Origin of the sequence: Roseibium algicola (assembly GCF_001999245.1) — a bacterium.
GTDB classification, from domain to species: Bacteria; Pseudomonadota; Alphaproteobacteria; order Rhizobiales; family Stappiaceae; genus Roseibium; species Roseibium algicola.
Window position 1 is genome coordinate 2,205,417 of record NZ_CP019630.1, and the last position, 26,183, is coordinate 2,231,599.

22 protein-coding genes and 2 pseudogenes are annotated in these 26,183 nt (G+C 55.6%); 17 read left to right on the plus strand and 7 right to left on the minus strand.

The genetic code is table 11. The features are described 5' to 3' along the window. Positions 1-4: 4 nt before the first annotated feature. Both B0E33_RS10320 and B0E33_RS10325 read right to left on the minus strand, forming a co-directional pair. Positions 5-568, minus strand: coding sequence for a TetR/AcrR family transcriptional regulator (locus B0E33_RS10320; RefSeq protein ID WP_208997795.1), 564 nt, complete (start codon positions 566-568; stop codon positions 5-7). A 68-nt stretch (positions 569-636) separates the two neighbouring features. Then, on the minus strand, positions 637-1,335 hold the full coding sequence (locus tag B0E33_RS10325; RefSeq protein WP_265733549.1) for an SDR family NAD(P)-dependent oxidoreductase: 699 nt from the start codon (positions 1,333-1,335) through the stop codon (positions 637-639). Positions 1,336-1,826: 491 nt separating this feature from the next. Here B0E33_RS10325 and B0E33_RS10330 point away from each other — a divergent pair, with 491 nt between their 5' ends. Next, positions 1,827-2,705, plus strand: a complete 879-nt coding sequence (locus B0E33_RS10330) for an N-acyl homoserine lactonase family protein (protein WP_156912379.1) — start codon at positions 1,827-1,829, stop codon at positions 2,703-2,705. A 353-nt stretch (positions 2,706-3,058) separates the two neighbouring features. Here B0E33_RS10330 and B0E33_RS10335 read toward each other — a convergent pair whose 3' ends face one another. After that, complete coding sequence (locus B0E33_RS10335; RefSeq protein ID WP_167579521.1) at positions 3,059-3,583, minus strand: DUF2199 domain-containing protein; 525 nt, start codon at positions 3,581-3,583, stop codon at positions 3,059-3,061. Positions 3,584-4,085: 502 nt separating this feature from the next. Then, positions 4,086-5,273, minus strand: a pseudogene (locus B0E33_RS10340) (acetyl-CoA C-acyltransferase). A 102-nt stretch (positions 5,274-5,375) separates the two neighbouring features. On the opposite strand from B0E33_RS10340, the gene B0E33_RS10345 reads away from it, so the two are divergent. Beyond that, positions 5,376-5,963: a TetR/AcrR family transcriptional regulator gene (locus B0E33_RS10345; protein WP_156912380.1), complete on the plus strand. Its 588-nt coding sequence runs from the start codon at positions 5,376-5,378 to the stop codon at positions 5,961-5,963. A gap of 358 nt (positions 5,964-6,321) precedes the next feature. Here B0E33_RS10345 and B0E33_RS10350 read toward each other — a convergent pair whose 3' ends face one another. The 3 genes from B0E33_RS10350 to B0E33_RS31675 form a co-directional block, all read right to left on the minus strand. Beyond that, positions 6,322-7,353: an NmrA family NAD(P)-binding protein gene (locus tag B0E33_RS10350; RefSeq protein ID WP_206051429.1), complete on the minus strand. Its 1,032-nt coding sequence runs from the start codon at positions 7,351-7,353 to the stop codon at positions 6,322-6,324. After that, positions 7,298-8,302, minus strand: a complete 1,005-nt coding sequence (locus B0E33_RS10355) for an alpha/beta fold hydrolase (RefSeq protein ID WP_077291168.1) — start codon at positions 8,300-8,302, stop codon at positions 7,298-7,300. The genes B0E33_RS10350 and B0E33_RS10355 overlap by 56 nt, the downstream gene beginning before the upstream one ends. Before the next feature lie 391 nt (positions 8,303-8,693). Continuing rightward, positions 8,694-8,855 (minus strand): hypothetical protein, encoded by a 162-nt coding sequence (locus B0E33_RS31675; protein ID WP_156912382.1) that lies wholly within the window; start codon positions 8,853-8,855, stop codon positions 8,694-8,696. Positions 8,856-9,421: 566 nt separating this feature from the next. Here B0E33_RS31675 and B0E33_RS10360 point away from each other — a divergent pair. The 15 genes and pseudogenes from B0E33_RS10360 (at position 9,422) to B0E33_RS10440 (ending at position 25,865) form a co-directional block, all read left to right on the plus strand. After that, entirely contained in the window at positions 9,422-10,315 is an 894-nt protein-coding gene (locus tag B0E33_RS10360) for an NAD(P)-dependent oxidoreductase (protein ID WP_077291169.1), read from the plus strand. After that, the gene (locus B0E33_RS10365; RefSeq protein WP_077291170.1) at positions 10,312-12,018 is read left to right on the plus strand and encodes an IlvD/Edd family dehydratase; all 1,707 of its coding nucleotides are present in this window, start codon (positions 10,312-10,314) and stop codon (positions 12,016-12,018) included. Before B0E33_RS10360 ends, B0E33_RS10365 begins: the two co-directional genes overlap by 4 nt. A gap of 1 nt (position 12,019) precedes the next feature. Further along, complete coding sequence (locus tag B0E33_RS10370) at positions 12,020-13,372, plus strand: NAD(P)H-dependent oxidoreductase (protein WP_077291171.1); 1,353 nt, start codon at positions 12,020-12,022, stop codon at positions 13,370-13,372. Between the two features lie 190 nt (positions 13,373-13,562). Continuing rightward, positions 13,563-14,558, plus strand: coding sequence for a TRAP transporter substrate-binding protein (locus tag B0E33_RS10375; RefSeq protein ID WP_077291172.1), 996 nt, complete (start codon positions 13,563-13,565; stop codon positions 14,556-14,558). 65 nt (positions 14,559-14,623) lie between these two features. Then, on the plus strand, positions 14,624-15,154 hold the full coding sequence (locus tag B0E33_RS10380) for a TRAP transporter small permease (protein WP_077291173.1): 531 nt from the start codon (positions 14,624-14,626) through the stop codon (positions 15,152-15,154). A 6-nt stretch (positions 15,155-15,160) separates the two neighbouring features. Then, positions 15,161-16,447, plus strand: a complete 1,287-nt coding sequence (locus B0E33_RS10385) for a TRAP transporter large permease (protein ID WP_077291174.1) — start codon at positions 15,161-15,163, stop codon at positions 16,445-16,447. 11 nt (positions 16,448-16,458) lie between these two features. Next, entirely contained in the window at positions 16,459-16,854 is a 396-nt protein-coding gene (locus tag B0E33_RS10390) for a VOC family protein (RefSeq protein ID WP_077291175.1), read from the plus strand. Next, a complete protein-coding gene (locus B0E33_RS10395) occupies positions 16,847-17,767 on the plus strand; it encodes a LysR family transcriptional regulator (protein WP_077291176.1) in 921 nt (306 codons plus the stop codon). The genes B0E33_RS10390 and B0E33_RS10395 overlap by 8 nt, the downstream gene beginning before the upstream one ends. Before the next feature lie 91 nt (positions 17,768-17,858). After that, positions 17,859-18,239 carry a VOC family protein gene (locus B0E33_RS10400; protein WP_077291177.1) on the plus strand — a complete coding sequence of 127 codons (381 nt, stop codon included), beginning with the start codon at positions 17,859-17,861 and terminating at the stop codon, positions 18,237-18,239. A gap of 124 nt (positions 18,240-18,363) precedes the next feature. Beyond that, positions 18,364-19,897 (plus strand): annotated as a pseudogene (locus tag B0E33_RS10405) (ISL3 family transposase). Between the two features lie 798 nt (positions 19,898-20,695). Then, positions 20,696-21,154, plus strand: a complete 459-nt coding sequence (locus tag B0E33_RS10415; protein WP_077293224.1) for a mobile mystery protein A — start codon at positions 20,696-20,698, stop codon at positions 21,152-21,154. Beyond that, positions 21,151-21,738: a mobile mystery protein B gene (locus B0E33_RS10420; RefSeq protein WP_077291179.1), complete on the plus strand. Its 588-nt coding sequence runs from the start codon at positions 21,151-21,153 to the stop codon at positions 21,736-21,738. The genes B0E33_RS10415 and B0E33_RS10420 overlap by 4 nt, the downstream gene beginning before the upstream one ends. A gap of 628 nt (positions 21,739-22,366) precedes the next feature. Continuing rightward, on the plus strand, positions 22,367-22,840 hold the full coding sequence (locus B0E33_RS10430; RefSeq protein ID WP_077291181.1) for a hypothetical protein: 474 nt from the start codon (positions 22,367-22,369) through the stop codon (positions 22,838-22,840). Beyond that, positions 22,833-23,864, plus strand: coding sequence for a serine/threonine-protein kinase (locus B0E33_RS10435; RefSeq protein ID WP_077291182.1), 1,032 nt, complete (start codon positions 22,833-22,835; stop codon positions 23,862-23,864). The genes B0E33_RS10430 and B0E33_RS10435 overlap by 8 nt, the downstream gene beginning before the upstream one ends. 687 nt (positions 23,865-24,551) lie before the next feature. Beyond that, positions 24,552-25,865: a hypothetical protein gene (locus tag B0E33_RS10440; protein WP_077291183.1), complete on the plus strand. Its 1,314-nt coding sequence runs from the start codon at positions 24,552-24,554 to the stop codon at positions 25,863-25,865. The last annotated feature ends 318 nt before the right edge of the window (positions 25,866-26,183 follow it).

Genomic DNA, 26,183 nt, shown 5'->3' on the forward strand with positions numbered 1-26,183 from the left:
TCCTTCAAGACTTAAAGATGGTGCGCATGAATAGCGCCAGGGGTTCGTCGGAACGGCTTGCCTTCATCCGGGTCAGCGCACCACTCCACGAATTCATCAACCAGTCGGCCGCCTGCTCGGGCGTGAGATGCGCCAGGCCGATCTGATCAAGGTCGGAATCGCGCAGACAATCCGCGACTGTCTCGACCATTGCCCTCCAATGACTGGCCAATTCCTCTTGAAACTCGGGGCGTTCGTCGGCGAGTTCGGTTGTCAGGTTGCACATGAGACAACCATGCGCGAACTCGCGCTGCTTCATTTCCGCGCGTGCCCCCTCAAAAAACGCGCGTAGGCGATCCACGGGCGCAAGCGAGGGATCGGTTAAGAACGCGCGTGCCTTTTCGAGTTCTCTTTCGTGATAATGCTGGGCGACGGCAATCCCGAAACTCTCTTTGCTGTCGAAATAGTGGTAAAATGATCCCTTGGGCACTGAACTTTCTTCTAGAATGTCCTTGAGACCGACTGCACCATAACTTCTTTCCCGAAAAAGGTTTTGCGCAACGTCCAGCAGCTTGTCTCGTGCTGCCAAGTATGTGCCTTCGTTTCGTGTCCGTGCCATTAAATCAATTCCCCCTTGCAGGTCTTGAGAATGCCATTTCAAACCTGCGTCATGCCGCCGTCGGCAACGAGTTCGGCACCCGCGACGAATGAGGAGGCGGAAGAGGCAAGAAACAGCGCCGCCTGTGCCATTTCCTGAGGATCTCCAATCCGAGCGAGAGGAATTTGCTCGCTTTGACGGCTTTGAAAGGCGGCAATCTCTTCCTCCGAGAGCCCAGTGCGTTCGTAGGCAGCGGTGGCGACCGGTCCAGGTGTCAGAACGTTGACCCGGATCTTTCTATCCGCCAGTTCCAGGGTTAACGTACGCGCGAGAGAGCGAACGGCGGATTTCGCGGCTCCGTAAACGCTCATCCCCGGCACTGCCCGGCTGTTGGCGCTGGAGGAAACGATGATGATGGCACCGGCGTCGTTCATCTTCGGCAACAGGTATTGGATCGTGAAAAATACACCTTTGAAATTCACGTCGCTTTGGTAGTCGAACGTTTCCTCGGTAACTTCATGAAACGGTTCGATCGTCGCTCCGCCGGCATTGGCCACGAGAATGTCAATGGACCCGAAGCGGTCCTGCACGTCCTTGGCGAGGCGCGCCAAGGCATCGAGTGAGCGTACATCTCCGGCCACCGACAGACATTCGCCGGCGATCGTCTCTTCAGCTCGCCGAAGCGACTCCAGGTCGCGGCCGAAGATCACAACGCGCGCGCCTTGCCGGGCAAATTCCTGTGCCATTGCAAGTCCCATACCGCTGTTCCCGCCTGTTACCAATGCAACCTTTCCTTCAAGTTGTCCCATGTACGATTTCGCTTTCCTCAGTCTGAATTTCCCGCAGTCTGCTGATCACAGCGCGGCATTCGATTTTGAAAATAGTCGACCGGTCTATTAATTAACAGATCTGCAAACTTCACATTGGCTTGATAAGCAGGTGATGCTTTGACTTAAAACTGCTGGAACCAGTGAAATGTAACCCGAAAACCGTTGCCCGCTGCCTCGCGTTCTGGAGAAATTCGTGGGCCATTCCAACGGTAAGTGACACGAAGCTGGTCTCTGGACTTCAGGTGGCCTGACTGGAGAGCGGAGAGGCTTCGACACCCACGATACGTTTCAGAGAGGTCGGTAGAGGTGACGCAGACGTTACGAAACTCGCCCTTTAGTTTACCCCCGTGAACGCTGGCGAAAAGTTATTGGTTCTCTGTCACACCCGACCGAATTTTCAGCGATATCTGGAGATAACAGTGAACAGTAACTTCCTAAATATGAAGTGGTGCCTGAGCATGCCGATGCTCGTCGTCGCAGGCGTTGCATTGACGACCGACGCGCCTCATGCCGCACAGAATGAGCAAGGCACGGTGGAGAACTTGACTGTGTTTGAATGCGGACAAATCACTGGAGTCGACCGGTCTTTCTGGTCACCAGGCGTGGACGTTGGCGTTGCGCACGAGATGGTGGCCAGTTGCTATCTTATCCGTCATTCCAAGGGACTGATGGTGTGGGATACGGGCATTCCGGCGGCAGTTGCAAATATTGAAGAGGGGCTTCAGATCGCAGATGGAAAAATAAATCTAACTGTCGAGCAACCTTTCCCCGAACAGCTACGCTCCTTCGGTGTGGATCCAGGCAATGTCGACTTTCTGGCGATGTCTCACATGCATGCGGATCATGCCGGCAACGCAAATATTTTCTCGAACGCAACATGGTTCATTCAACAGGCGGAGTACGACGCCGCATTTGGCACACATGCAGCCGAGTTTAATTTCAACGCTAAAACCTATGACCAGCTGGATCCTGCCAAAGCCGAGAAACTCACCGGGTATCACGACGTGTTTGGCGATCGTTCTGTGATAATAATTCCGGCACCGGGGCACACGCCCGGGCATCAGGTCCTCTGGGTCAATTTGAAAAGTGGACCAGTGGTCTTGTCGGGCGATCTCTGGCATTTCGAGTCGAACCACGAACACCAGCGTGTTCCAGGCTTTAATTTTGACCGGGAACAGACGTTAAGCAGTATGCGTATGATCGACGGGCTGATTGCCGCGACAGGCGCGCGATTGTTTATCCAGCACGACAAGAATTTGAACGTGAAAATTCCACACGCACCATATTCAATACAATGAAGGAAGTATTTGTCTCAGGTGACCGTCATACAAACCGGCGGTCACCTGGCCTACTTACGCCGCGGTCCCGCCCGAAAAGCGCGTAACTTCAATTGCAGTACTCTGCCCAGAAAACACTACCACGACTATTGGAAGAACCTGCCTCGATCTCTCCAGTCGTTTCATCAGAATTAGGCACATCCCAACAATAATTTGGCAGGACTGCGGAGCCTTCTGGCAGGAACTGGTTCGACGCGGATCCAATTGACATGGGCAAAATCGCGTGGCGAGATTGGACCTCGTGATCAGTCTTGGCCGGAAATACAATATGCCGATTTGGCCCCTCACCATTCCGACTTGATCAGAAACAACATCTAGTGCGGCATAAGGGCAATTAGTTCAGATGCCCGTTCAGGCGAAACCCCCTGACTGCAATCTACGAACAGCCGATGCGAGACTGGATGGAGCAGAATACGCGGTCTCAGCCCCACGGGCTGCCCAACGAGATCACATCGCAGCGCATAGGTTTGACCAGCTTTGTCGAGTTCATTGTATCCTGGCATAGTCACATCGATTTTTCCTGTCGCCTGGAAGGCACTCCCATCCAATCCCAACAATTTGCGGTATTGCGCGTAGTCGGCCTCGGTGACCTTCGCCCAAAGTCCCCATGTAATGGGTTCGTCGTAACCGACAATGGGAATGTCAAGAATTCCCTTAATATAATATCTCTCCCTGTCGATGACACAGGTGTCCGTTCCGAGAACAGCGCGCTTGCCACGATCCATCACCGGGATATCAAAGTAGTCCACCGGCATGTCATACCCATAGGCGGGTATGCCGACGTGCTCTTTGCCGCAGCAATTGCAAACAAAGGAAAATACCTCTGCCTTTTGGGGCAATTTCCCTATCCTTCCCGGTAAGTTTGTTCGAAGTCGGCTTAGAGGCTGCTTATGAATACGCTTTAAACCAGGGACTGAATGATTTCTGCAATCAGCCAACAGATTTCATAGTCGTTACAGTCACCTGTTGGAACCTCACACATCCAGATCGGCTTTCCGGGAAATGGAGAACAGACGCCTCAGATAATAGTAATTGCGAACATTTTCGTATGATCGATAGCTTTTGTCCGCAAACATAAAATTCAATAAAACGAAAGCTTTCATGTCATCGCCCTTATTACGTCTTCACTCAGGTAAACGCGCAATGAATTTTGCATCACTTCTACAAGAAAGGATGACCAATCAATCCTAGTTCGTGAAATATCTTATTTTCACGTTTCTTCTATTTTAATTGATCGATTACATTATCGTACGAACGTGCAGATGCCCCGAAGCTGCAATCAATGGCTCCGCGTAACTTTAGGATCTGCGTTGGGTCGACCTTTTTGAAATTCGCGCATACTCAATCCACCAGTTCCACCGCGACTGCTGTTGCTTCACCACCGCCAAATGCACAGGCTGGCCACACCACGCTTGCCTCCGTTCGCCCGAAGGGCGTGAACAAGTGTGACGATGATGCGTGCGCCGGTTGCGCCGATCGGATGACCTAACACACAAGCCCCGCCTTTGAGTTTAGCTTCTCGCGCGGGATGCCGATTTCTTGTGCGGCAGCCATTGCAACCACCGCAAAGGCTTCGTTGACCTCAAACAGATCTACCTCCTCAGGTTTCCAACCGACTTTTGTCAGCAACTTGCGAATTGCAGGTATAGGCGAAGTGGTGAACCAGACAGGAGCCTGCGAATGACTGGCATGTCCGAGAATACGAGCGATGACCGGCAGGTTTCGATGATTGGCTTCACGGGCACCAGCCAGAACCAGAGCAGCAGCCCCGTCGGCATTGGCTGAGGAACTTGCGGCAGTTATCGTTCCATCCGTACCGAATGCTAAACGCGGGTGGGGAATTTTAGCAGGGTTGATCTGTTCCGGGCGCTCGTCGCGCGACACAGACAATTCCTCCTTTTTTGTCTTCACCGTAACCGGAACGCATTCGGCGTCGAATGCGTCGGAAGCAACCGCAGCACGGGCGCGTTCGAGTGTCTCAACGGAATATGCGTCCTGGTCGGCACGGGAGAAGTTGTTTTTTTTCGCCGCAGCCTCTCCAAAGGCCCCCATTGGACGACCTCGTTCATAGGCGTCTTCCAGGCCGTCTTTCATCATATGATCTAGGATTTCGGCGCTGCCTGCCTTGCGCCCACTACGCATTTCCTGAAGTAAGAACGGCGTGCGCAACATCGACTCCATCCCGCCTGCTACGACGATTCCGGCACGAATTAAGTCGGCCCCTATCATTACCGCTTTCATCCCCGAACCACAAACTTTGTTGATCGTCGTAGCACCTACGGAATCGGCTAATCCTGCGCCGTTTGCCGATTGCCGTGCCGGTGCTTGCCCCAAACCGGCCGGCAAGACGCACCCCATCAACACTTCGGACACATCTGCGCCTTCAAGGGCCGCATCGGAAAGCGTTGCGTGGATTGCCGCCGCCCCCAATTCAGTGGCCGGAGTTTCGGCGAATGCGCCCATGAAGGCCCCCAAAGGGGTGCAACGTGCGGCTACTATTGACCCGGGATCGTTTTCTTTGACGGGCATCAGCGCACTCCTGAATTTTGATTAGAGTACGATCTTAATCGTAGTTGTCACCACTTGGATTATGACTATAATTTTACGGGCGTATTCATAAAGGACCTAATCATGCGGATGAGTCGGCAAGAAGCTGCTAAAAACCGGGAGCGAGTGGTAAATACCGCGAGTGAAATGTTCCGCGAGTTTGGCTATGACGGCATCGGTATTGCCGGATTGATGAAAGCGTCGGGATTGACCAATGGTGCCTTCTACAAACAGTTCGAAAGCAAGGAAGCGCTGATTGCTGAAGCGACCGCGCAAGCCTTTGCCGACAACGCTACGGCTTGGCGGAAAGCGCTCGAAAACGCTGGGGGAGATGCCTTGAAGGCAGCTGAGCAATGGTATCTTTCCGAACCGCATCTGAACCACAGAGGTTTGGGCTGCACATTGGCAACTTTGGCGTCCGAAGCACCCCGCCACGACGAACCTGTGCGTCGCGCATTTGACGAAGGTATTAGGACGATTTTGGAGTTGATTGCTGATACCGGGCCACGTGGAGATACCTCTTGCGACAAAAACTCGGAAATCCGCGAACTTTGCCGGCTCGTTGGGGCGTTGTCTCTGGCAAGAGCCGTATCGGATTCAGGTTTAGCTGAACGCATTTTGGAGGCCAATCGTGGCGTCAAGGAATTCGATAAACGTCAACGAAAACCGTAAACGATTTTTCTGGCTCTTATCACGCGTCAATTTATGCCCAATGAATAGCCTCTCATCTTGTAGACATTTTCTTCCCAAATTTTGAGGCGAGGAGGTCAAGGTGGGCACGTACGGTTTCAGTGACAATTTCAATAGGGACGCGATGGCACAAATTAACGAATGCGGTTATCCGGTTGCGGAAGTTCCGAATTTCTTGGCTGTGACCACTGCCGCACGTCTTCTTTCTGCCCTCACGAGAATCCGTTTAACCAGAAACACTCGAAAATGCTGCGGGCTAGCTTCCTCCGACAATTGATCAGTCACGACACGAAACTCAGTAGGCCAGAAAAAAACTTTGCAGTAGTGGTCGCGATGTGAGCTACCAGGCCCGAAATACCGCCATGTTTTGCTGTAAAAACTCCTCAAGCGATTGCGCCGGGCCCCCGGTGATATCGGCTATAGTGTTGTTGGTCCCCCCGAACCTTCCTTCAGCGTAGTCTTTGTTCACCTCTAACAAATGTTGCGCCAAATAGTCGATCTCATCAAGTTGCTCATTCAACTCTGCCATCGGGAGCTCACTGTTTAATTGACGAATTTGGTCCTTGATTAGCTCACAGAAATCCGCTGCCGGTATCTGCTGGTATTTCAGTTCACGTCCAATAGCGTGCCCCTGCCGGGCCACCATCATCTCGGGGGTCATTTCTTCGGCACCGACTAGCGTGTAGGTTTTGCCAAGGTGCGCTTCGGGTGCGCGAAGCAAGGCAGCGATGACCCTTCCCTGATCAAACCCCGTTACCGGTGCGTGGCTCCCACCGCCAAACGGCAAATAAATTGTATCGCCGCGTGTCAGCATCGGGGCAGTGCGAGTCAACCATTCAGCAAAGAATGTCGGACGCAGGTGGGTCACGTTTATTCCGGAACGATCCAGAACACGCTCTGCCAACCAATGTGCTAGGGCGGCACGACTGGTCGCATCCGGACGCGCCGAAATCTGAGACATGTTGACAATATACTGAACGCCTGCTTCCCGCGCCGCCTCGATAAATTGTGCTGTAGCGGAAACCAGACCCTTCCGTATGGGGAAAACGAAATATGTCCTGTCAATATCGGTTAGTGCTTTGCGGACATCCGAAAAATCCGAAATGTCACCGGTGCAGATTTCGGCACCTAATTGTTCAAGAGCCTTTGCGCGACTATCCCTAGTACGAACAAGCGCTCTGATATGGAAACCTTCAGCAGCCAGTTGCCGCAGGGCGTAACCACCTGTTACGCCGGTGGCGCCGGTAATAAGAATTCTCTTGCCTAGCATGTGAATACCGTATTTGAGGATGTCGCTTTTTGTATTTGGCGTGGACTTAGTTGGAAGACAGCCAGTCCCGCAACAAAGCGTTGAGCCGCGCGGGCTGGTCATGTTGGGCAAAATGACCCGCGTCAGGCCAAACTGTGATCGTCAGTGGGGCGGAGACATAGTCCCAAGTAGCATTTAGCCCAGACACCAGCAGAAACGGATCCTTCGCGCCAAAGACAACAAGCGTGGGCGCCGTGATTTTGATCGGCTTCGTGTCATAGGCACGGTAGGGACGTTTGGGGTAGAGCGTGCGATAGTAGTTGAGCATGGCATCCATCTCGGACCGGTCCATAGCCGAATTATGACGTTCCAGGTATTCGGAATCCGAAATCCAGTTGCTGATCTGCTCACGACTGATGGTGTCAGGCGCCGCCGGGCTCCGGAAAAAATCGACATATTGACTGGCCGCGTCCTGCGCGGGATTTGTCGCAAGAGCTTCCGCCACGGCCCAAGGATGTGGAATATTGACGATCACGAGCCGTGAAATCAACTCGGGGCGTTGCATCGCGACATGCCAGGCGAGGAACCCGCCCCAATCATGACCGATCAATGTGACCGGCGCGCCTCCTAGATCATCGATTACTGCCTCGACATCTGCGATCAGCTTGTCGATTTCGTAGGCGTCTGGAGATGTCGGCTGACTGCTCAAGTTGAACCCGCGCAAATCCATTGCGGCAACGCGGTGATCCGCTGCAAGATCATCCATCTGACGCCACCAGGTCAGCCAGTGGTCAGGAAAGCCGTGCAGAAAAAGGACTATGTTGCCTTCTCCTTTTTCAGCATAGTGTATTTGGACACCCGACGCAGAGACAGTGTGGTGTACGACACCCCTTTCGAAATTCTTCAAGTCGCTTGCGCTTGCCTTATTTACAGTCAGCAAGGCAAGCGCGGCGACAACGAAAGCCCCCACTCTTTTCTGTCCAGGATACTTTCCTAAAAACTGCCTGGTCGGTTCATTCTGCCTAACTAACGGTACACCCAAATTTGACGCACACGATTGGTTTTTATCCATGCGATTAACTCCGCTCAGTGTCACAAGCCCTTTTAGATTATGATTATAATCTAAACAAGCAGCAATTCGCCACGGCGCAATGAACAGAATGTGAAGTGCGACAAGAAAACCAACCAACTCTGCGGCAATCGCAGGCTCGCCAGTTCGCCATCAGGCCGGTATCAAGGACAACACATTGAAGAGATGCCGAGTACCGACTCAGCCCGCGATAAATTACATCAGGATCTGTCACTTTCCTCGCCGCAATCAAGAGCAGGCTGCTAAGTCGCAGAAACATATGGATGTTTCCGCTTGTGACACATCCAAACCGGCAAAACACTTTTCCATCTCGCTCTCCTGTCGTTGTTGCAGCGCCATAGTTCACTGCCGAGGAAAACGGACGCTCAATAACTCAGAGGTTCGCCATGCACCAGGAGCGGTTGGTTGTCTTCTTGTTTCGAAGCGCCTCGTCCGCGATCAGCGCGGCGTATTTCACAATCCAGCGTCTTAGTGTCGTGTAGTCTATCTGAATCCCGCGCTCCTCCATGACCTCCTCGACATCCCGATTAGACACCGAGTATCGAATTGAAGAACACTGCGAGCAAGATCACATCCTTCGGGAAATGTGCACCTTTGAACGGGATCAACTTGCCAACTCCTGCCCTGCCAGAAATGCATTTGTGTGCTTCGCGCCTGATGATTGAGCCAGAAACCACGAAAATGCGTAACAGAACCTTCCGTCCGCACAGTGGACCTTGCAACACTCCGCGCCATCCACTCCCGGACGGACTTGGCAACAACGACTAGCAAGTCTGACCCGGGGCTGACCTCCCTGCACTGTGGCAGCAATTAAGCACTTTTTGCATTTACATTAGAAGTCACAGAACAAACCAAAGACAAGTGGCTCTAAGATGGGTCTCAATATTTTTGCGCATCGTCAGACGTAAACCGGATCACACGATAGGAAGCCACGACAGGACGCCTTTAGACCGAAGTAATCACCCCTGCACCACGCACAAAAAGAAGCCTCTCCACACAAAAGGTGCCTCTGATCGCGATTGGGGCAATCGCGATTGAGAATGTCGCACTGGTCTTACCCGGTGTTAGCTTTCACGCCTGAAAGCAACAGAGAGGTTTGCCATGCGATTTGGATTTGTCGGACTTGGCCAGATGGGCGCACCGATGGCGTGCAACCTGGCGCGCACCAATACCGTCAAGGCTTTTGACACACGCCGCGAAGCCCTGGACGTCGCGGTTGCCGCCGGAGCGGCGGAAGCCGCCTCGGAAAATGACTTTGCCGACGTGGACGTCCTGATCCTGTGCCTGCCCAACGGCGAGGTCGTCGAAAACATGTTGCTCGAACTTGAAACGGGCATTGCGTCGACCCTGACATCGGGCACGACCGTCATCGACACATCTACGATTGAATACGAACGGACCTTGCGTATTTCGCAAGCGCTCCAGGTCCGGGGCATCCGGTTCCTGGATGCACCCGTTTCCGGTATGCGCAAGCGGGCTGAAGACGGCACGCTGACCATGATGATCGGCGGAGAGGCCGGTTTGGTCGAGACGCTTCGCCCGGCACTTTCCGCCATGGCGAGCAACATCCTGCACACGGGCGCCATCGGTAGCGGCCAACTGACAAAACTGGTCAACCAGCTTCTCTTCGACATTAACGCTGCAGCTCTTGCTGAGATCATGCCCATGGCCTGCAAACTCGGTCTTGACCCCGCGACCACCGCCAGTGTGATCAATAGTGGAACGGGGCGTAGCTATGCGTCCGAATACTTCCTGCCGCAGATCCTCGAAGGTGTGTTCGATACCGGATACCCGCTGCAGGCCGCCTACAAGGATCTGGTCAGTGGAGCGGAGATTTCCGCACGTCACCGGATACCGGCTCCGGTTCTGGCAGCGGCAACCGGAACCTATCAACAGGCGCTTCTGGAAGGGCATGGCGCGCTCGACAAGGGAGCGATGGTCAAGGTTTTCGAAAGACTGCTGGAAGTGAGTTGCCGCAAGGAGGCCGAACGATGAGCGCAAGCAATGGGATTCGGGGCGGTCTTACCAATTATGGCGACAAGGACTTCGCCGCCTATCTGCGCCGCTCCTTCGCCAGGTCCATGGGCCTTTCGGGCGAAATGCTCGAAAAACCCATTGTCGGCATCGCGATGACGCCATCCGGTTTCAACAATTGTCACCGTTCGATGCCGGACCTTGTGGAGGCAGTTTCCCGAGGAGTGCTGGCCGCAGGAGCCCTGCCGCGACCGTTTCCGACGATTTCCCTGGGAGAAGTGTTTCTGAATCCGACCAGCATGGTCTACCGCAACCTCATGTCCATGGACACGGAGGAAATGATCCGGGCCCAGCCCATGGACGCCGTTGTGCTGATTGGCGGCTGCGACAAGACCGTACCGGCGCAACTGATGGGCGCGGTCTCGGCGAATGTTCCAGCGGTGCAGCTCGTGACCGGGCCGATGATGACTGGCCGGCACAGGGGAGAGCGTCTCGGAGCCTGTACCGACTGCCGCCGTTTCTGGGGCAAATACCGTGCCGGGGAAGTGACGGACGAGGAAATCGGTGACATCGAGGGCCGCCTTGCCACGACTTCTGGAACCTGTGCTGTGATGGGCACTGCCAGCACAATGGCCTGTATCGCCGAAACAATCGGCATGTCCCTGCCGGGCACTGCAGCGATCCCGGCGGTGCATTCCGACCGGATGGTCGCTGCCGAGCGCTCTGGTCGGCTGGCCGTCGAGTTGATTTCCAACCCACGCCGTCCGAGCGAAATTGTCACCTGGAAATCGGTCGAAAACGCCTTCCGGGTGCTGATGGCCGTCAGTGGCTCGACCAACGCGATCGTGCATCTGACGGCCATCGCCGGACGCCTGGGCATCCGGATCGATCAGGACCGCCTGAACAGGATTTCCGATGAGACACCTGTTCTTGTTGACCTTAAGCCCGTCGGAGAAGGCTACATGGAGGACTTCTTCGCTGCCGGAGGCGTAGGCGCCGTGCTCAGGGAAATCCGCCATCTGCTGCATCTGGACACGGTGGATGTCACCGGCCAGACCCTGGGCGAGCGCTTGTCAGGCGACGCGGATTGGGTGGACCGCCGCGTCATTCGCCCCTTCGAGGACCCGGTATCCCGTGAAGGCGGACTGATCACCCTGACGGGCAACATCGCGCCGTGCGGGGCCATTTTCAAACGGGCTGCCGCGACGCCTGGGCTGTTCGAGACCGAGGCGCGTGCGGTGGTGTTCGATGGGCTCGAGGATCTTGCCAATCGGGTCGACGATCCGGATCTGGACATCGAGGCCAATGACATAATGGTCCTGAAGAATGCCGGCCCGGTCGCCGCGGGCATGCCCGAGGCCGGCTATCTGCCGATCCCGAAAAAACTGGCCCGACAGGGCGTCAAGGATCTGGTGCGCATTTCCGATGCGCGCATGTCCGGTACCGCATTCGGAACCATCGTCCTGCATATGGCGCCGGAAGCGGCCGTCGGCGGCCCGCTCGCGGCTGTGCGTGATGGCGATCGCATTCGCCTTTCGGTCAGCGAAAAGCGGATCGACCTTTTGGTGGACGAGGCGGAAATCACGCGCCGGCTTGCCGAACGCATTCCACCCGCCCCGGCAGGGCGCGGCTATCGCGGTCTTTACAGCCGAACTGTTCTGCAGGCCGACGAAGGCTGCGACTTCGATTTCCTGACCCACAACGGCTCGCCGAAAGAGAATTGAGATGAACCTTTTTGAAAAAATGCAGGCCCGCGCCGCCGAAGGCCGACCTATTCGTGTAGGGATGATCGGTGCGGGCAAGTTCGGCACGATGTTTCTGGCCCAGGCCCTGCGCCTGAAAGGTATTCATATTGCCGGTATCGTCGACCTGAAGCCCGAAACCGCCCGGTCGAACATGGCTTATGTTGGCTGGCCCGATGAAAGCTTTTCGGCCCGCGACCTCGATATGGCGGTGCGCAGCGGAACGACCTGTGTCAGCGACGACTGGGAGACCCTGATCGCCCATCCGGGGATCGAGATCATCATCGAGTGCACCGGCAATCCAATGGCTGCCGTCAGCCATTGCCTTCGCGCCTTCGACCACGGAAAGCACGTTATCAACGTCACGGTCGAGGCGGACGCCTTTGCCGGTCCGGGGCTCGGCGCAAGAGCCCGCAGTGCCGGCGTGATCTATTCCATGGCCTACGGCGACCAGCCCGCCCTTGCCTGCGATCTTGTGGATTGGGCACGGGCCTGCGGGTTCAACGTCGTTGCGGCCGGCCGGGGGCACAAGTGGCTGCCTCATTACCGCCGGTCCACTCCGGACACGGTCTGGGACTTCTGGGGGCTGACGCGGGAACAGGCCGAGCGCGGCCGACTGAACCCGAAGATGTTCAATGCGTTTCTTGACGGCTCCAAGCCGGCGATCGAAAGCGCGGCGATCGCAAATTGCTGCGGACTGGATGCCCCCGCTGGCGGCCTGGCCTTTCCGCCAGGAGGTATTGACGACGTTCCCAACCTGATGCGGCCCGCAAGCGAAGGCGGCGTGCTGGAAAGAAAGGGCATGGTTGAAGTGGCGTCCTGCCTGACCGCCGACGGTCTGCCCATCCCGCACGACATTCGAAAGGGGGTGTGGGTCTGTTTCGAGGGCGACACGGAGTATCTGCGTAACTGTTTCGAGGAATACAAGGTCGTGACCGACGAGAGCGGCCGCTACATGTGCAACTACAAGCGCTGGCATCTGATCGGCCTGGAACTGGGCATTTCGGTCGCCTCGGTCGGCCTGCGCGGCGAGCCGACCGGTGTTGCCACCGAATTCAGGGCCGATGTCGTTTCCGTCGCCAAGAGGACCCTTTGCAAGGGAGAGGTACTGGACGGCGAAGGTGGCTATACGGTATCCGGCGGCCTGCGCCCGGCGGATGTATCGGTGCGCGAGGGCTATCTGCCTCTTGGACTCGCCCACGACGTCCGGCTGGTCAACGACGTTGGCGAAGGAGAACCGGTCCGATGGCGCGATGTTGTCATCGACACGAATTCGGACGCCTACCGTTTGCGCAGGAATATCGAAGCCGGACTTGTCCAAAGCACGGCCGCGTGAAGCGGCAGAAATAACGGAGGACACCCGGAAAGAGCCCGCGGCACATCGGATGCCGCGGGCTTTTTGTTCTTTTGCAGTGGATGCGAGCAGGCATCGTCAGGCGCGATGGGTCCGTTATCGAAGCAATTCTGGGCTTCGCGCGGTCGTTGGCAGATCCTTTCCGGGCAAAGGAGCTCAAGGGAGGAACACCATGAAACTCACCCGGCGTGCCATGTTGAAGACGGCTGCCGCGGCATCGACCATCCTGGCGATGCCTGCGATTGCAGCCAATCGAATTACCGTTCAGGTCAATACCACGATGAAACCCGGCGGATCGGAAGAAGCCGGCATCCTCAGGTTCAGGTCCGCTCTGGAGGACCTGTCTCCGGGCCGATTCGAGGTCGTGCCGTTTTTGAGCGGACAGCTGGGCGGCGAAAATGCGGTTCTGGAACTTCTGAACATCGGCGAGACGCAGATCTCGCTCACCGGAGGCAACTGGCGGGCGCAATATGCGCCCGAATACGACCCGATCTCGATCCCCTTCCTGTTTCCGAACGGGCCGTCGGTCGAAGCTTTCATGAATACGGCTTCCGGCGGAAATCTCCGCCAGGCCGGTCGGGACAAGGGCGGGATCATTGAGCTGGGTGCCCAGATGCGTGCCCCGCGCCACATGACGGCGAACCGCGCGATCATGACGCCAGTCGACCTCGAGGGCTTCCGTCTGCGGCTTCCCGGCATTCCGGTCTGGGTGGACGTGTGGAGCACGCTCGGAGCCCAGACCGTCATCGTCCCGGCAACCGAGATTTACCTCGCCATGCAGACCGGACAGGTGGACGGGCACGAAAACTCGCTGGTCTCGCCATATTCCCGAAAGCTCTATGAAGTGCAGTCTCACCTCATCCTGACCGGGCACGTGCATTTCCCCTGGCACTGGGTCGCATCCGCATCGTGGTTCTCCGGTCTTGCGCCGGAAGACCGGGCGGCGCTCAAGGCTGCGGTGCAGATCGCCCGTAGGGAAGGCACCAGGGTGGAAGCCGAAAAGGACGCGTTCTATCTGGAGGAGCTGAAGAAGCACGGCATGGTGGTGATCGAACCGGATGTCGCTGCCTTCAAGTCGACAGCAAAACCCGCCATCGACAAGGCCCTATCCGCGCTGGCGGACGGCGTCATCGCGGATGTCGAGGCCTCCATCGCCAACAATTCCTGATCCATTGTCTGGCCCGCCGAAGGTTCGGAGGGCCGGACAATCCTGCTGCATATTCGGAGGCATTGATGCAGACAGAACATGTATTTCTCGGCGAAAGGGACCGTTCGCGGCGGACGGCGGAAACGCTGCAACACGCCTTGGTAACGGTCACCGATATCCTGTCCGGAACCCTGCTCATGAGCCTGGTTGGCCTGCTGGTTCTGTCGATCCTGTCACGGGACCTGCTGCACGTGCCAATTCCCTGGCTTGAGGAGATCGCGACACTTGTGACGATTTATGCCGTCGCCTTCGCCTCTATAGGCGCCTGGACGCGCGGTGCCCATATCGCGGTCGAACTGGTGCCGCTGTCTATCAAGGGACGCTGGCACGACCGGTATGGCGTCTTCCTGCAGCTATTTTCGCTGGCCTTCCTCTGTCTCACCGCATGGGGTGCCTTCGAGATGATGGAGCGCAGCGTCAACAACCGGACTACGGCACTGTCGCTGAGCTTCTCGATCTATTACGGCGGCCTCCTGCTGGGCTTTGCGGGCATGGCCCTGGCATCCTTCCTCCGGCTTTGGAGCGCCTTCTCCAACTCAAGTAACCCGAAAGACTGACCGGCCATGGAAATCTTCCTTCCCTTCGTTTGCGGACTCATCCTGTTCATGGCCCTGGGTCTGCCTGTCTTCGTTGCGCTCGGCACAACCTGCCTGTTGGCGTTGGCGGTAACGTCGGCAACTGGCGGACTGCCGGTCGAACTGATGTCACTGAAGATCACGCAGACATTGAACAGCTTTCCGCTGCTCGCCATTCCGCTGTTCATCCTGGCGGCCAACCTGTTGAACCGGGGCAGCGCAACGACGCGGATCTTCGATTTCGCCAACGTCCTCGTCGGCTTCGTCCGCGGTGGGCTTGGGCATGTGAACGTTGTTGCCAGCATGATTTTTGCCGGCATGTCCGGAACGGCTTCAGCCGATGCCGCCGGTCTCGGCGCGCTGGAAATCCGGGCAATGAGCGAAAAGGGCTACAATCTCAGCTACAGTACCGGCATCACCGCTGCCTCCAGCGTGATTGGGCCGATCATTCCGCCGAGTGTCGCCATGCTGGTCTACGGCTGGCAGGCCGATGTCAGCGTCGGCGACCTTTTTCTCGGCGGATTTGTTCCCGGGCTGCTGATGGCGGGCCTGTTGATGGCGACCACTTTCCTCATGTCTTATCGCGTGGAAATGCCGACGCGACCGCTGCCCTCGCCGCGCGAGGTTTTTCAGACCGGTCATCGCGCGATGTTGCCCATGTTCACGCCGTTGATCATTGTCGGCGGCATCTGGAGCGGTGTTTTTTCTCCAACCGAAGCCGGTGCGGTCGCCTGTTTCTATGCGATGGTGCTCGGTATTGCCGTTTACCGGGACGTAAAGGTCTCAGATCTTTTCCGGGTTTTTGTCCACAGCATGGAATTCAGCGCCGTCATCCTGCTGATCATTGCCATCTCCGGTTTTTACGGCTGGCTTCTGGTCCGCCTGCAGGTACCGCAAACTCTCGCGTCCAGTCTGATCGCTATCGGACTTCCGCCGATATTGCTGCTGCTTATCCTGATGGTTTTCTTCATTCTCGTCGGCTGTTTCATGTCGGTGATCGAAAGCGTGCTGATCCTGACGCCGATCCTGGTGCCGGCGGTGTCTGCGACCGGAATCGATCCGCTGTTCTTCGGCGTCTTCATGGTCATCACCCTGTCGGTCGGTGTGATCACGCCGCCCTTCGGAACGGTGCTTTACATTCTGGTGCCAATCACAGGGCTGCGCTTCGAGAAGGTGGTTCTGGCCGTCCTGCCTTTCCTCGTGCCGATCTTGCTGACGATCCTCCTGGTTCTGATCTTCCCGCAGATAGTCTTGACCCTGCCAGGGTTGTTTTGACGGAGGGTGCCATGACCATAGACTGGACAGCGATAGACCATGTGGTGATCACCTGCGCCGACGTTGAACGCTCAGTTGCCTTTTACGGCGACGTGCTCGGCATGCGAGCGGAATTCCTTGCCGACGGGCGCATCGAGATTCATTTCGGCCGCTGCAAAATGAACCTTCAGCCTGCCGGGCGAGCTTTTGGCCCCCTGCGGAATGCAGGAAGGAGCTGGAGCGCCAACATTTGTTTGCTGGTTGAAAACGGTCTCGATCCGGCCATGCACCGGCTGCGACGGCACGGCATTCGCATCGAGGAGGGGCCGGTCGAAAAGATTGGGACGCTTGGACCGATCACGTCAATTTATGTCTATGATCCGGACGACAATCTCATCGAGATAAGCGAGTACCGGAGCAATGCGTAAGCGATTTGACCTTGTCACCCTGGAACTGTTCATCGCAGTTGCGACGTCCAGAAGCATTGCGCAGGCATCTACGTCTGAAAATATTGCCGCCTCGGCGATCAGCAAGCGGATATCGGACCTTGAAATGCTTGTGGGAACACCGCTGCTCTACCGGCAGCAAAAAGGCGTCGAACTAACCCAGGCAGGGGAGGAAATGCTGCGTCACGCCAGGGATGTTCTGCAACTTCTCGAGCGGATGGACGACCACATGGGCGACTTCGCCTCCGGACTGCGCGGCACGGTAAGGATTGCCGCCAACACCTCTGCCATAACGCAGTTTCTGCCGGAAGATCTGGCGTCCTTTGTCCAGCAGCATCCCGACATGCGCATCGATTTGACCGAACAGGTCTCAGAGGAAATTGTAGCCTCGATACGCGATGGTATTGCAGATATCGGCATATACTCGGGACTTATTGCCGAACCCGAAATGGATGTTTTCCTATACAGGCGCGACACACTGGTGGTTCTTGCTCCTCGAAGCTACGCTCTGGGAACCGACGGCCCGATTTCCTTTGCCGAGTTCGCGCAACACGACCTTGTCGGCCTCCAGCGGGGGAGCTCGTTGCAAGCATTCATAAAAAATCGGGCAGCTGAACAGGGACTTTCCTTGAAGATACGTGTGGAGGTGCTGAGCTTCGATGGTGTTCGCCGTATGGTCGAGGCGGGTCTGGGGATTGCCATCCTGCCTTTGGGCGCTGTCGAACCCTATCTGTCTTCTTCGAACCTTCGCATGATCCCCTTGTCCACGGATTGGGCCGAGCGCTCCCTTAAAGTTGTGGTTCGCCAGGTCGATGCGCTGGCGCGGCCGATCAGAACCATGCTGGAGCATCTGGCCATTAATATCGAAAACGGCGATCCGATCACTGACTCCTGACGGCGAACCAAGAACACAGCCGAAATTGCCGTTGTGGCGCGCAAACCAGCGTCATCCCCGCCAATTCAGAAAATCGACAGGAAATCCAGCAATGCAGATCAATCGTGTGGATCATTTCGTCCTGACCGTTGCCTCCATCGAAGCGACTTGCGCGTTTTATTCCAAGGTGTTGGGAATGGGGGTGACGGAATTCGCCGGCGGCCGGAAAGCACTGACTTTTGGATGCCAGAAAATCAATTTGCACGAAAAAGGAAAAGAGTTCGAACCCAAGTCACTTTACCCGACGCCAGGCAGCGCCGACTTCTGCCTGATCACCGACACGCCAATCGAGGACGTTATCATTCATTTGAACAACTGCGGCGTTGCTATTGAAGACGGCCCCGTTGCACGCACAGGGGCGCAAGGTCTGATAAACTCGGTTTACCTGCGGGATCCGGACGACAACTTGATCGAAATTTCGGAGTACGCTTAAACTATTGATTTTCAACGAGAACTGACTCGGCACTTCGACCGCGAATTGGCTCCGACTCACATTTGCCGCTATTTGAAGGCAGGCTTTTGCTGACTCGCAGGAGGACCCGCTAATGCGACATTGAATTCCGCACGCGAGTCTCGCGCCTGACGGCTTTTCAGTAGATGACGTGAAAGTACCAGCGGACGGCGTTCAAATTCAGTTGCGGTCGCCGCAGCCCTTGGGAAGATGTCCGGACTGCGGACGAGTGAGCCCGAGAGTTCAAAACCGATATGTGCGCCGACCTGCTGATCTTCCGCTTTCTGGTCGCCGTGTACTATTGACAATAGCCGCGCGTCGCTTCTGGTGCTATGCGGTCGGCGCATCTTCTGCGAGCAGTTCGATGGCAGTGTATTTGCTCACTATGGTCGGTGTATTCAGCGGCTGGAAACAATCGTCCACCATCTTGGCCTGGTACTCGGCGGCAGACCGGCCGCCGCCTTTGCCAACCGCCTCATGATGCCAGTGAGCAACGACACGCTGCTGCGAGTGGTTCGCCGGCGTATTGCCGATCACTGCGATGATCTCACTGTCATAAGCATTGATGACTTTGCCTTGCGACGTGGCCAGACCTACGGCACATTCGTTTGCGACCTGCCGCGTCGGAGGCCTGTCATCCTCTTGCGGGTCGCGCGCTGGATACATCTCGGTCATGGCTGGCCCAGCATCAGTCGATATCGATCGTCGCTCGCGACCGGGGTGACGGCTACGGCGAGGCCATCACGAAGGCCCTGCCTGATGCGGAGCAGGTCGCCGACCGTTGGCATCCGAAGGAGATTTCCAGCCGGGCCTTTCTTGATTCTGTCAGCAGATCGATGCGCCAGATCAGGCAGACGGTCGGCAGCAATGTCGTTGACCCCAAGCTTTTGACTTATGCGGAAAAGTTGCAACACGAGGGTTATCTGCGCCGCCAGGAAACGAATGAAGCGATCCGGGAGCTGTCGAAAAAAGGGCGCCCCCATTCGGCAGATCGTGCGGCAAACCGGTCATAGCCGCAAGCTTGTCCGCGACGTATCTAGAGGCCAGCGCCTCGATGTCTTTTGAACACGGCCCAGCTCGCTCGATAGCTAGCTGCCGTGACTTAACAGCCGCTGGGACGAAGGGTTCGAAACGCCTTGGCACTTTGGCGCGAGATGCGAGAGAAGGGCTTTCCAGGGCAAAGCGGTGTCGTCTCGCAATGGGCGCAGCGCCGGCGGATGGCAGAGAAGGCCAACCAGAGTGAGCTCGCCCGAACGCCATCCGCGAGGGCTATCGCTCGGTTGATGACTGCCGCACGCAATGATTTGGCGAAGTCCGAGGCAGTCCTGGTGGCGGCGATTGTAATGAGTGTTCCGGAACTGGTGGCCGCGCGCGACGCCATTGGCGACTTCCAATCCATGATTCGTTCGAAGACAACACACAGGCTTGATGACTGGCTTGAAGCAGCCAAGAACAGCTTAGTCGGATTCTTCGCCAACAGCGTCGAAAAGGATATCGACGCCGTCCGAAATGCCATCATCTCTCCTTGGTCGAATGGGCAAACCGAGGGACAGATCACGCGCCTGAAGCTCATCAAACGCCAAATGTACGGCGGAGCAAAACTCGATCTATTGCAGGCGCAATTGATTGGCGCTTCCTAACAGCCTTTCATCAGAAAAAGTGCGCCAGAGCCAGTTCTCGGTCGAAATACCCGGTCATTTCTCCGCGAAGATCAGCATTTCTGGACATCGCGGTTCTCCGCGACGGGCGCCGGAAATCACTTCTCCAGCTTCCGACCCGTCACGGCAAACCCAGTCCGCACTCTCACTCTCAGGGGGCGTTGCGGGGTCTCCCCGCAGAAGGGGGTGGCCGGCAACACAGTGCCGGTCAGAGGGAAGGCCTTCCCCCCGCATAGTCGTAAAGCCGTAAAGGCGGAACGCAGGATTGCAGAAAGCGAACACCACCTGTGCATTTGGCTCGCGCAACCGCGAAACGAGGCCGGAAACGGGCGGGCAAGGGTAGAAGCAGATCTTCTTCCTCTCACATCATGTCCAACCCACCCACGCGCCTCTCACGTCGCGACCCGGACCAACTGACGTTCAGAATAGCGTTCAACATCCTGGTTCGCCTTAATTGCCAAGGTAGCATAGGCCTCAGGCCTCCCCCGTGATGCAGGGTACCAGATCTTGGTGACTTGGAACCATTTATCCCTGGCATGTAAGATGATGGTGTCGCGTTGCTTGAGCGATGTATCGATCACCCTACTCTGAGGAATGCCGCCTTATGCACTGGCGGTTTTAAGGCACCAACACGCCTGCATTCGACCTAGGCATCGCGGCTAAAGATAAATCTATAGCTTTCCAAAAGGCTCTGTCAGATAAATTTCTGGCTTTATCATCCTAATTATCATATCAAGTTATAACTTGATAATTCTTCGTCTTAAATATAATCATGAGTTTATGAAACCCGCGATTCGGAACAGAGCCAGAGATCGGCTCGACAGCAAACTGGCGTCGATCAAACCAATCGACAGCTTCGCCAGGCCACCAAAAGGGTGGGTCCGCGCCATTCGCGACGCGATCGGCATGACAGGCACCCAGCTCGGAAAAAGGCTTGGCATGACCGCCCAGGGCATTGTCAGCCTCGAGCGCTCGGAGGCGAGTGGCACGATCCAGCTCAACACGCTACGCCGCGCTGCTGAGGCGATGGACTGCGTGCTTGTCTATGCGCTCGTGCCCAAGACAAGTCTCACCGAGATGGTCGATCACAGGGCGCGCGAAATTGCGTTGCGGGCGCTCGGCCGCGTCTCACATTCCATGGCGCTCGAGGATCAGCGGGTCGATCGCGACCTGGAGAAGCGCATCCGGAACTATATCGAGACAGCGTTGCGCGATCGCGATCTCTGGGAGACCACGTGAGCGACGTCTTTGCACAGCCCGACGATGCAACGCCCCTTGATGCAGAAGAGCGAGAGGGACTGCTGCAGACGTGGATCACGACCCGTGCCGATCTCAATGAAGCTGAGCAGGCAAATATCGACGATGCGGTCGCCTGGATCGATCGCCGCCGCAATGCAGATCTATTGACCGAAGGTTTCGTTTTCGAGCTGCACAAGAGGATGTTTGGGGATGTCTGGTCGTGGGCTGGCTCGGTCCGGAAAACGGAAAAGAATATCGGCATCGACCCGCAACAAATCCATCTGCAACTCGGCGGCTTGCTGCGCGACGTCCAGTACTGGATTGAGCACCGCTCCTTCTCGCCCGATGAAATCGCAGTTCGGCTTCATCACGGGGTCGTTGCCATAAACCCCTTTCCCAATGGAAATGGCCGTCTCGCTCGACTCATGGCGGATCTTCTCATCGCCCGGCTCAGGGGCGAGCCTTTCAGTTGGGGTGGTGAAAACCTGCGTGACATCGGAATGCTTCGCGCCGAATATATCGCCGCGCTGCACTCGGCCGACAATCACGATTTCGCGCCGCTACTGGCGTTTGCGAGAAGCTGATGATCGCCGTTACGTCCCAGTTTGGCGATGCCAGCTTCCGACCGTTGCTGAGTTTCTGCGTGAGCATCGCGCGGGGACCTGCTCACCCAAACTGGTCTCCATTTCTTGCTCCGATGAGCTTGCGCCTTGTCGAGGAAATGTTATTGGAGCGGGGAATTATCGTGTCCTATGAAACGATCCGCCGATGGGGCGGGAGGTTTGGGTCTGCAATACATCTGTCTGTCAGCAACACGTCCATCTCGGTCTTTCGCGATCTTAAATTCAAAGCCCCTAAGCAGCCATTCGCCGCGCTTTGCAATGAGGTCCTGACCGGGCGGAGAGTGTGAGTTCGCTGCGGTCGGAACGAATGACCGGATTGGGGCCGTGAGCGGACTGTCGGCTTTCAGGCGCCAAATAAGCTAAAGCTAACTTCCGTCCACGGAACAGTCAGGCAATACCGCACCAAAACGTTCATCCTACGCTGGAGGTTAATGTCGCTGCGCAGTTCTCTTCTGCTGTTATTCGCTGCGGATCGCAGAGAGCCTATTTGTCAATTCACCCGTTTACGGCAAGTGATACAACCTTTCCTTGCCATGAATTTTTGGATAAACCCAGAATGAGAGTAAATCGAAAATGAAAGCCTGAGTAGATGTCTGAAAGATGGGTTGGAGTTGTTGTAACTGGTGACAAGGCCATTGTGGTTGACGCCGAAGTTCCTGATGAGGGTCTACTCATTCTTCAAAATGACGAAACATGGAAGCTGCAAGGCGGTGATCGGGCTGCCGCCTACAACGTAATCGGCCAACAGTGTCGTGACTACCTTCGCGCCAACGGCGTTTCGAAGGTGTTGATCAAAGCCAGCGCGGTGTCGCTCGGCGGCACCAAGATCGGACATCTTCGAAGTGCGGAACTGAGAGGTGTAATTAAGGGCGCAGCGGCATCAGTTTGCGAGGTTAAGGAGTTTTCGAAGGCAGCGCTCAGCAGGAATTTTGGTGACAGGAAAGTCGACGAATACGCAAAAGACGATGACTTCTGGAAGACACATTTCACCGGTGAAGACCTCCGGGTGGGCAGCCGAGAGGCCGCGATAATGCTTTTGGCCGAAAGCGGTCGCAATGAATAATCACGTCTCAAATCTTGTAATAGGTGATCACATCGGTAGTGGTCATTTCGGCGATGTCCATGCTGCGGTTGATCAAGTTCATGGCGACGTTGCTGTGAAGATCATTTCTAAAAAGGATGATCAAAGCGACGCAGATTGGGACGCCGCGAAAGCCGAGTTTCTGCGGGAGGCACGGCACCTTGCTGCTGCGGAACACCCAAACGTTGTTCCAGTGTATCACTTGGGCGAAAGCTTGGACGGTAAAAGCATCAGATACTGCATGAAGCTATGCGCTGGCGGGTCACTGCAATCTCAATACGAAGCAGGCCCGATGAGGCTGTCAGACGTGCGGAAAGTGGGGAATGAAGTATTGCTCGGGCTGAGCAATCTGCACGCGAGGGGGATGATCCACCGCGACATCAAACCGGGGAATATTCTGATTGACGAGAACGGCGTCGCGCGCCTCGGAGACTTCGGTCTTGTCACAGATGAATTGCTGCACGGATACGCAATCGGTGCCGGATATCGCGATCACTTGGCATTCGAGTATTGGGAACTTGGAATTACGAGTGCGAAGTCAGACATCTGGGCACTCGGCATGACTCTGTATCGCTTGCTACACGGGCATGAATGGTACTTGGAATCCCAACTGCCGCGAATGGTGATCGCAGATGGCGATTTTCGCGACAAACTCAAGTGGCTCCCGCATATCCCGCAACGTTGGCGTCGAACAATTCGAGCGATGATGCACGACGACACGGATCTCCGCACCCAGAATGTCGCGCAGGTGCAGGCGGCCTTCGCTGGCTTGCCCACTGAACCTGATTGGGAATGTGAGGTCGGTGGCCAGCAGGTGCGTTGGCGAAGACAGCAAGGTGGGCGAGTTATTCGTGTCGAATGGAACCGCAATTCTCTTCGTCGCCACGATTGGCGAGCCTGGAGCGAACCCATCGGCCCGGGACGAACGCGCAATCTCGGTGGGTCAAACGGTCAAGTTGGATCGCAGGTTGCGATTAGAGCGCTTGAGACTTTTCTTCGGACTTAAACAGCTCGACGTTTCGGCGGCAGCGCGTATGGCCCCAAATCCGGCGTCCTGACGGGCGGTTTCGCGCCAAAGGCTTTGATTGCGAGATTTCGTCGGTCTTTGCTGCAGGCGGTACAGAAGTTCTTTGCGGCGACAACACCTTCCTGCGGAAGCCAAGTGCGACCGCAGAACCTGCACACTGGCAAGCGTAGGGCTTTCATAACTGTATCGGCATTTTGGTTGGTTCTCCCGATTGACTGAGAACATACACGGAACATAGGTTAAATGCAATTATTAGGAGCGTCACGTTGAAGAGCGACTCATCGGTGAATCTGATTTGCGTCTTTTTGGCTTAACTCTCCTAAATACAAATAAACTTTCGATGCCTAAGCATTCGCTTCCACAAAACTGCAACCTTGTTTTAAACGTCTAAATTTGACAAATCGATAATTGAATGTTTCTCGCGCCACGAAATGCTACTCACGCTCATTCAAGGCATTCGTTTAGGTTGAAGCGAGCGACTGATTTCATGATTAAATTGAGGCCGGTTAACGCCCGATAAGCGGACATATTGCCGTCGTCCAATTCAGTCGCAGAGAAGGTCAGCTCTGAGCCGTTCTCTGTAATGCAGAGCAGTGCAATAGAGGGCCGGTTTTGGCAAGTCTCGATCAGAGACGCGTGCCTCGCGCTCAAAGGGGGACTCTAACAATGAACATCAAAGGTATCCGCACCAAATTAGCCAACTACCGAAAAAAATGGTTTCAGACCGTCGGCGCAGGCCGCAAGAACGCTGTTCTGGAACAGGTAATAACTCAATACTTACGGTCCGGTGATTTCAACGGCCTAGGCGTAACCTCGTTAGCATACGCTGGTGATGTTGCTGCCATCATCGAGTTGATTGCTGAAGGTAAACTGGACTTGGTGCGCGGCGACGGACATCCTAACCCCCATATTAAAGCTTTTCCGGCGGAACAAGTTAGCGCTCAACTCGAAAAGATTGAGGCTGGTGGCCTTAAGGGGTGCCTCTACCCATCCCCAGATCTGCTCAAAGAAAGAAACGCTGGGGCTGGCGAGAAAGCACCGTACACTAAGGCGCTCAAGGAGGGGGAACCTCAACTCAGTTACCGGACGTTCGATCTTCGTGCACTAGAATGGTATAGAAATGACCCTCGTTTTGACTTTGATGTCGACGACATTCACGGTCGGATACTTCAGAAAGAAGGTACACAGGTAGCAAATCGAGCGGTCGTTCTAGACGGCTTGGATTTTTTTGAATTCGGCTTTGCGTACGATGAAGAGATGCATCGGGCCGTGGCGGCCTTTATCCGATACCTGCACGACTTGCCTGAAGTGCAGCAAATAGAAATGCAGAAACATGAGTTGACGGGAAAGTACCAGTTGCATCCCGATTTCTACCGGACCCAGATTCTTGGAGATTTCCCAGAACGGATATCGATTTATGACGCATTTCTGCAAGAGAAGATTGAAATCAATCAAATTTGCGAACTCATGGGTAAACCCAAGCTTTTCCTTACCGAGTATGGCGAATTAAAACGTCCACGCGGGTTTGGGATATTGATTAGGCCAACCAAGAAAGAATTTCGGGACTTCGCCTTGTTACTAGATCAGTTGTTGAGCGACGATCTGAACCGCAAGTTTTTCAAGGGTGATTTGGACCTCAATCGGAACTTGACCGACGAAGATGGAAACCCAATCACTCAGCCAAAAGGTACGATCCAACTCCTTGAAGAATGGCTTAGCAAGAAGTTCACGCCAGCCGAGCCAACGGAAATGGTGGAGATGTTTGACAACTTCCGAGCGGTACGCAAAGTACGTCAGAAGCCAGCACACAAAGTAGAAGACAACGAATTCGACCAGAAGTATATCGCTGAACAGCGCCAGTTGATCAACCAAGCTTTTAATGCAGTGCGTACACTGCGAATGGCACTGGAGAACCATCCTGCGGCACGTGATCACAAAGTGCCTGATTACCTGCGAGATGCGAAGGTATGGACGATGTAACGGGTGCAGTTACTACGGCGCAGGCGCTCGAGGAGGGCACGCTCAAAGGCAACCCGTTCATGTATCGATAACTTCGTCTGCAGTGCAGACCTTAGTAGAACATTCCACGAATGTTCACACAACGCCCATAGTCATCCTTCGTTTGAGTTGCAAAGAATGACGGCTTTCGGGAATCGACCGAAAACCTGTGATAGTCCGCTTGGGGGACGCGAAGCGGACGTAGACTAGGACGCGTTCAAACGGCAGCTGTGGGCCGACAGCCACCGCAAAAATTGTCCTGACGAATGTCGGCTTAGGTGACCGAATTTCCTGGAGCAG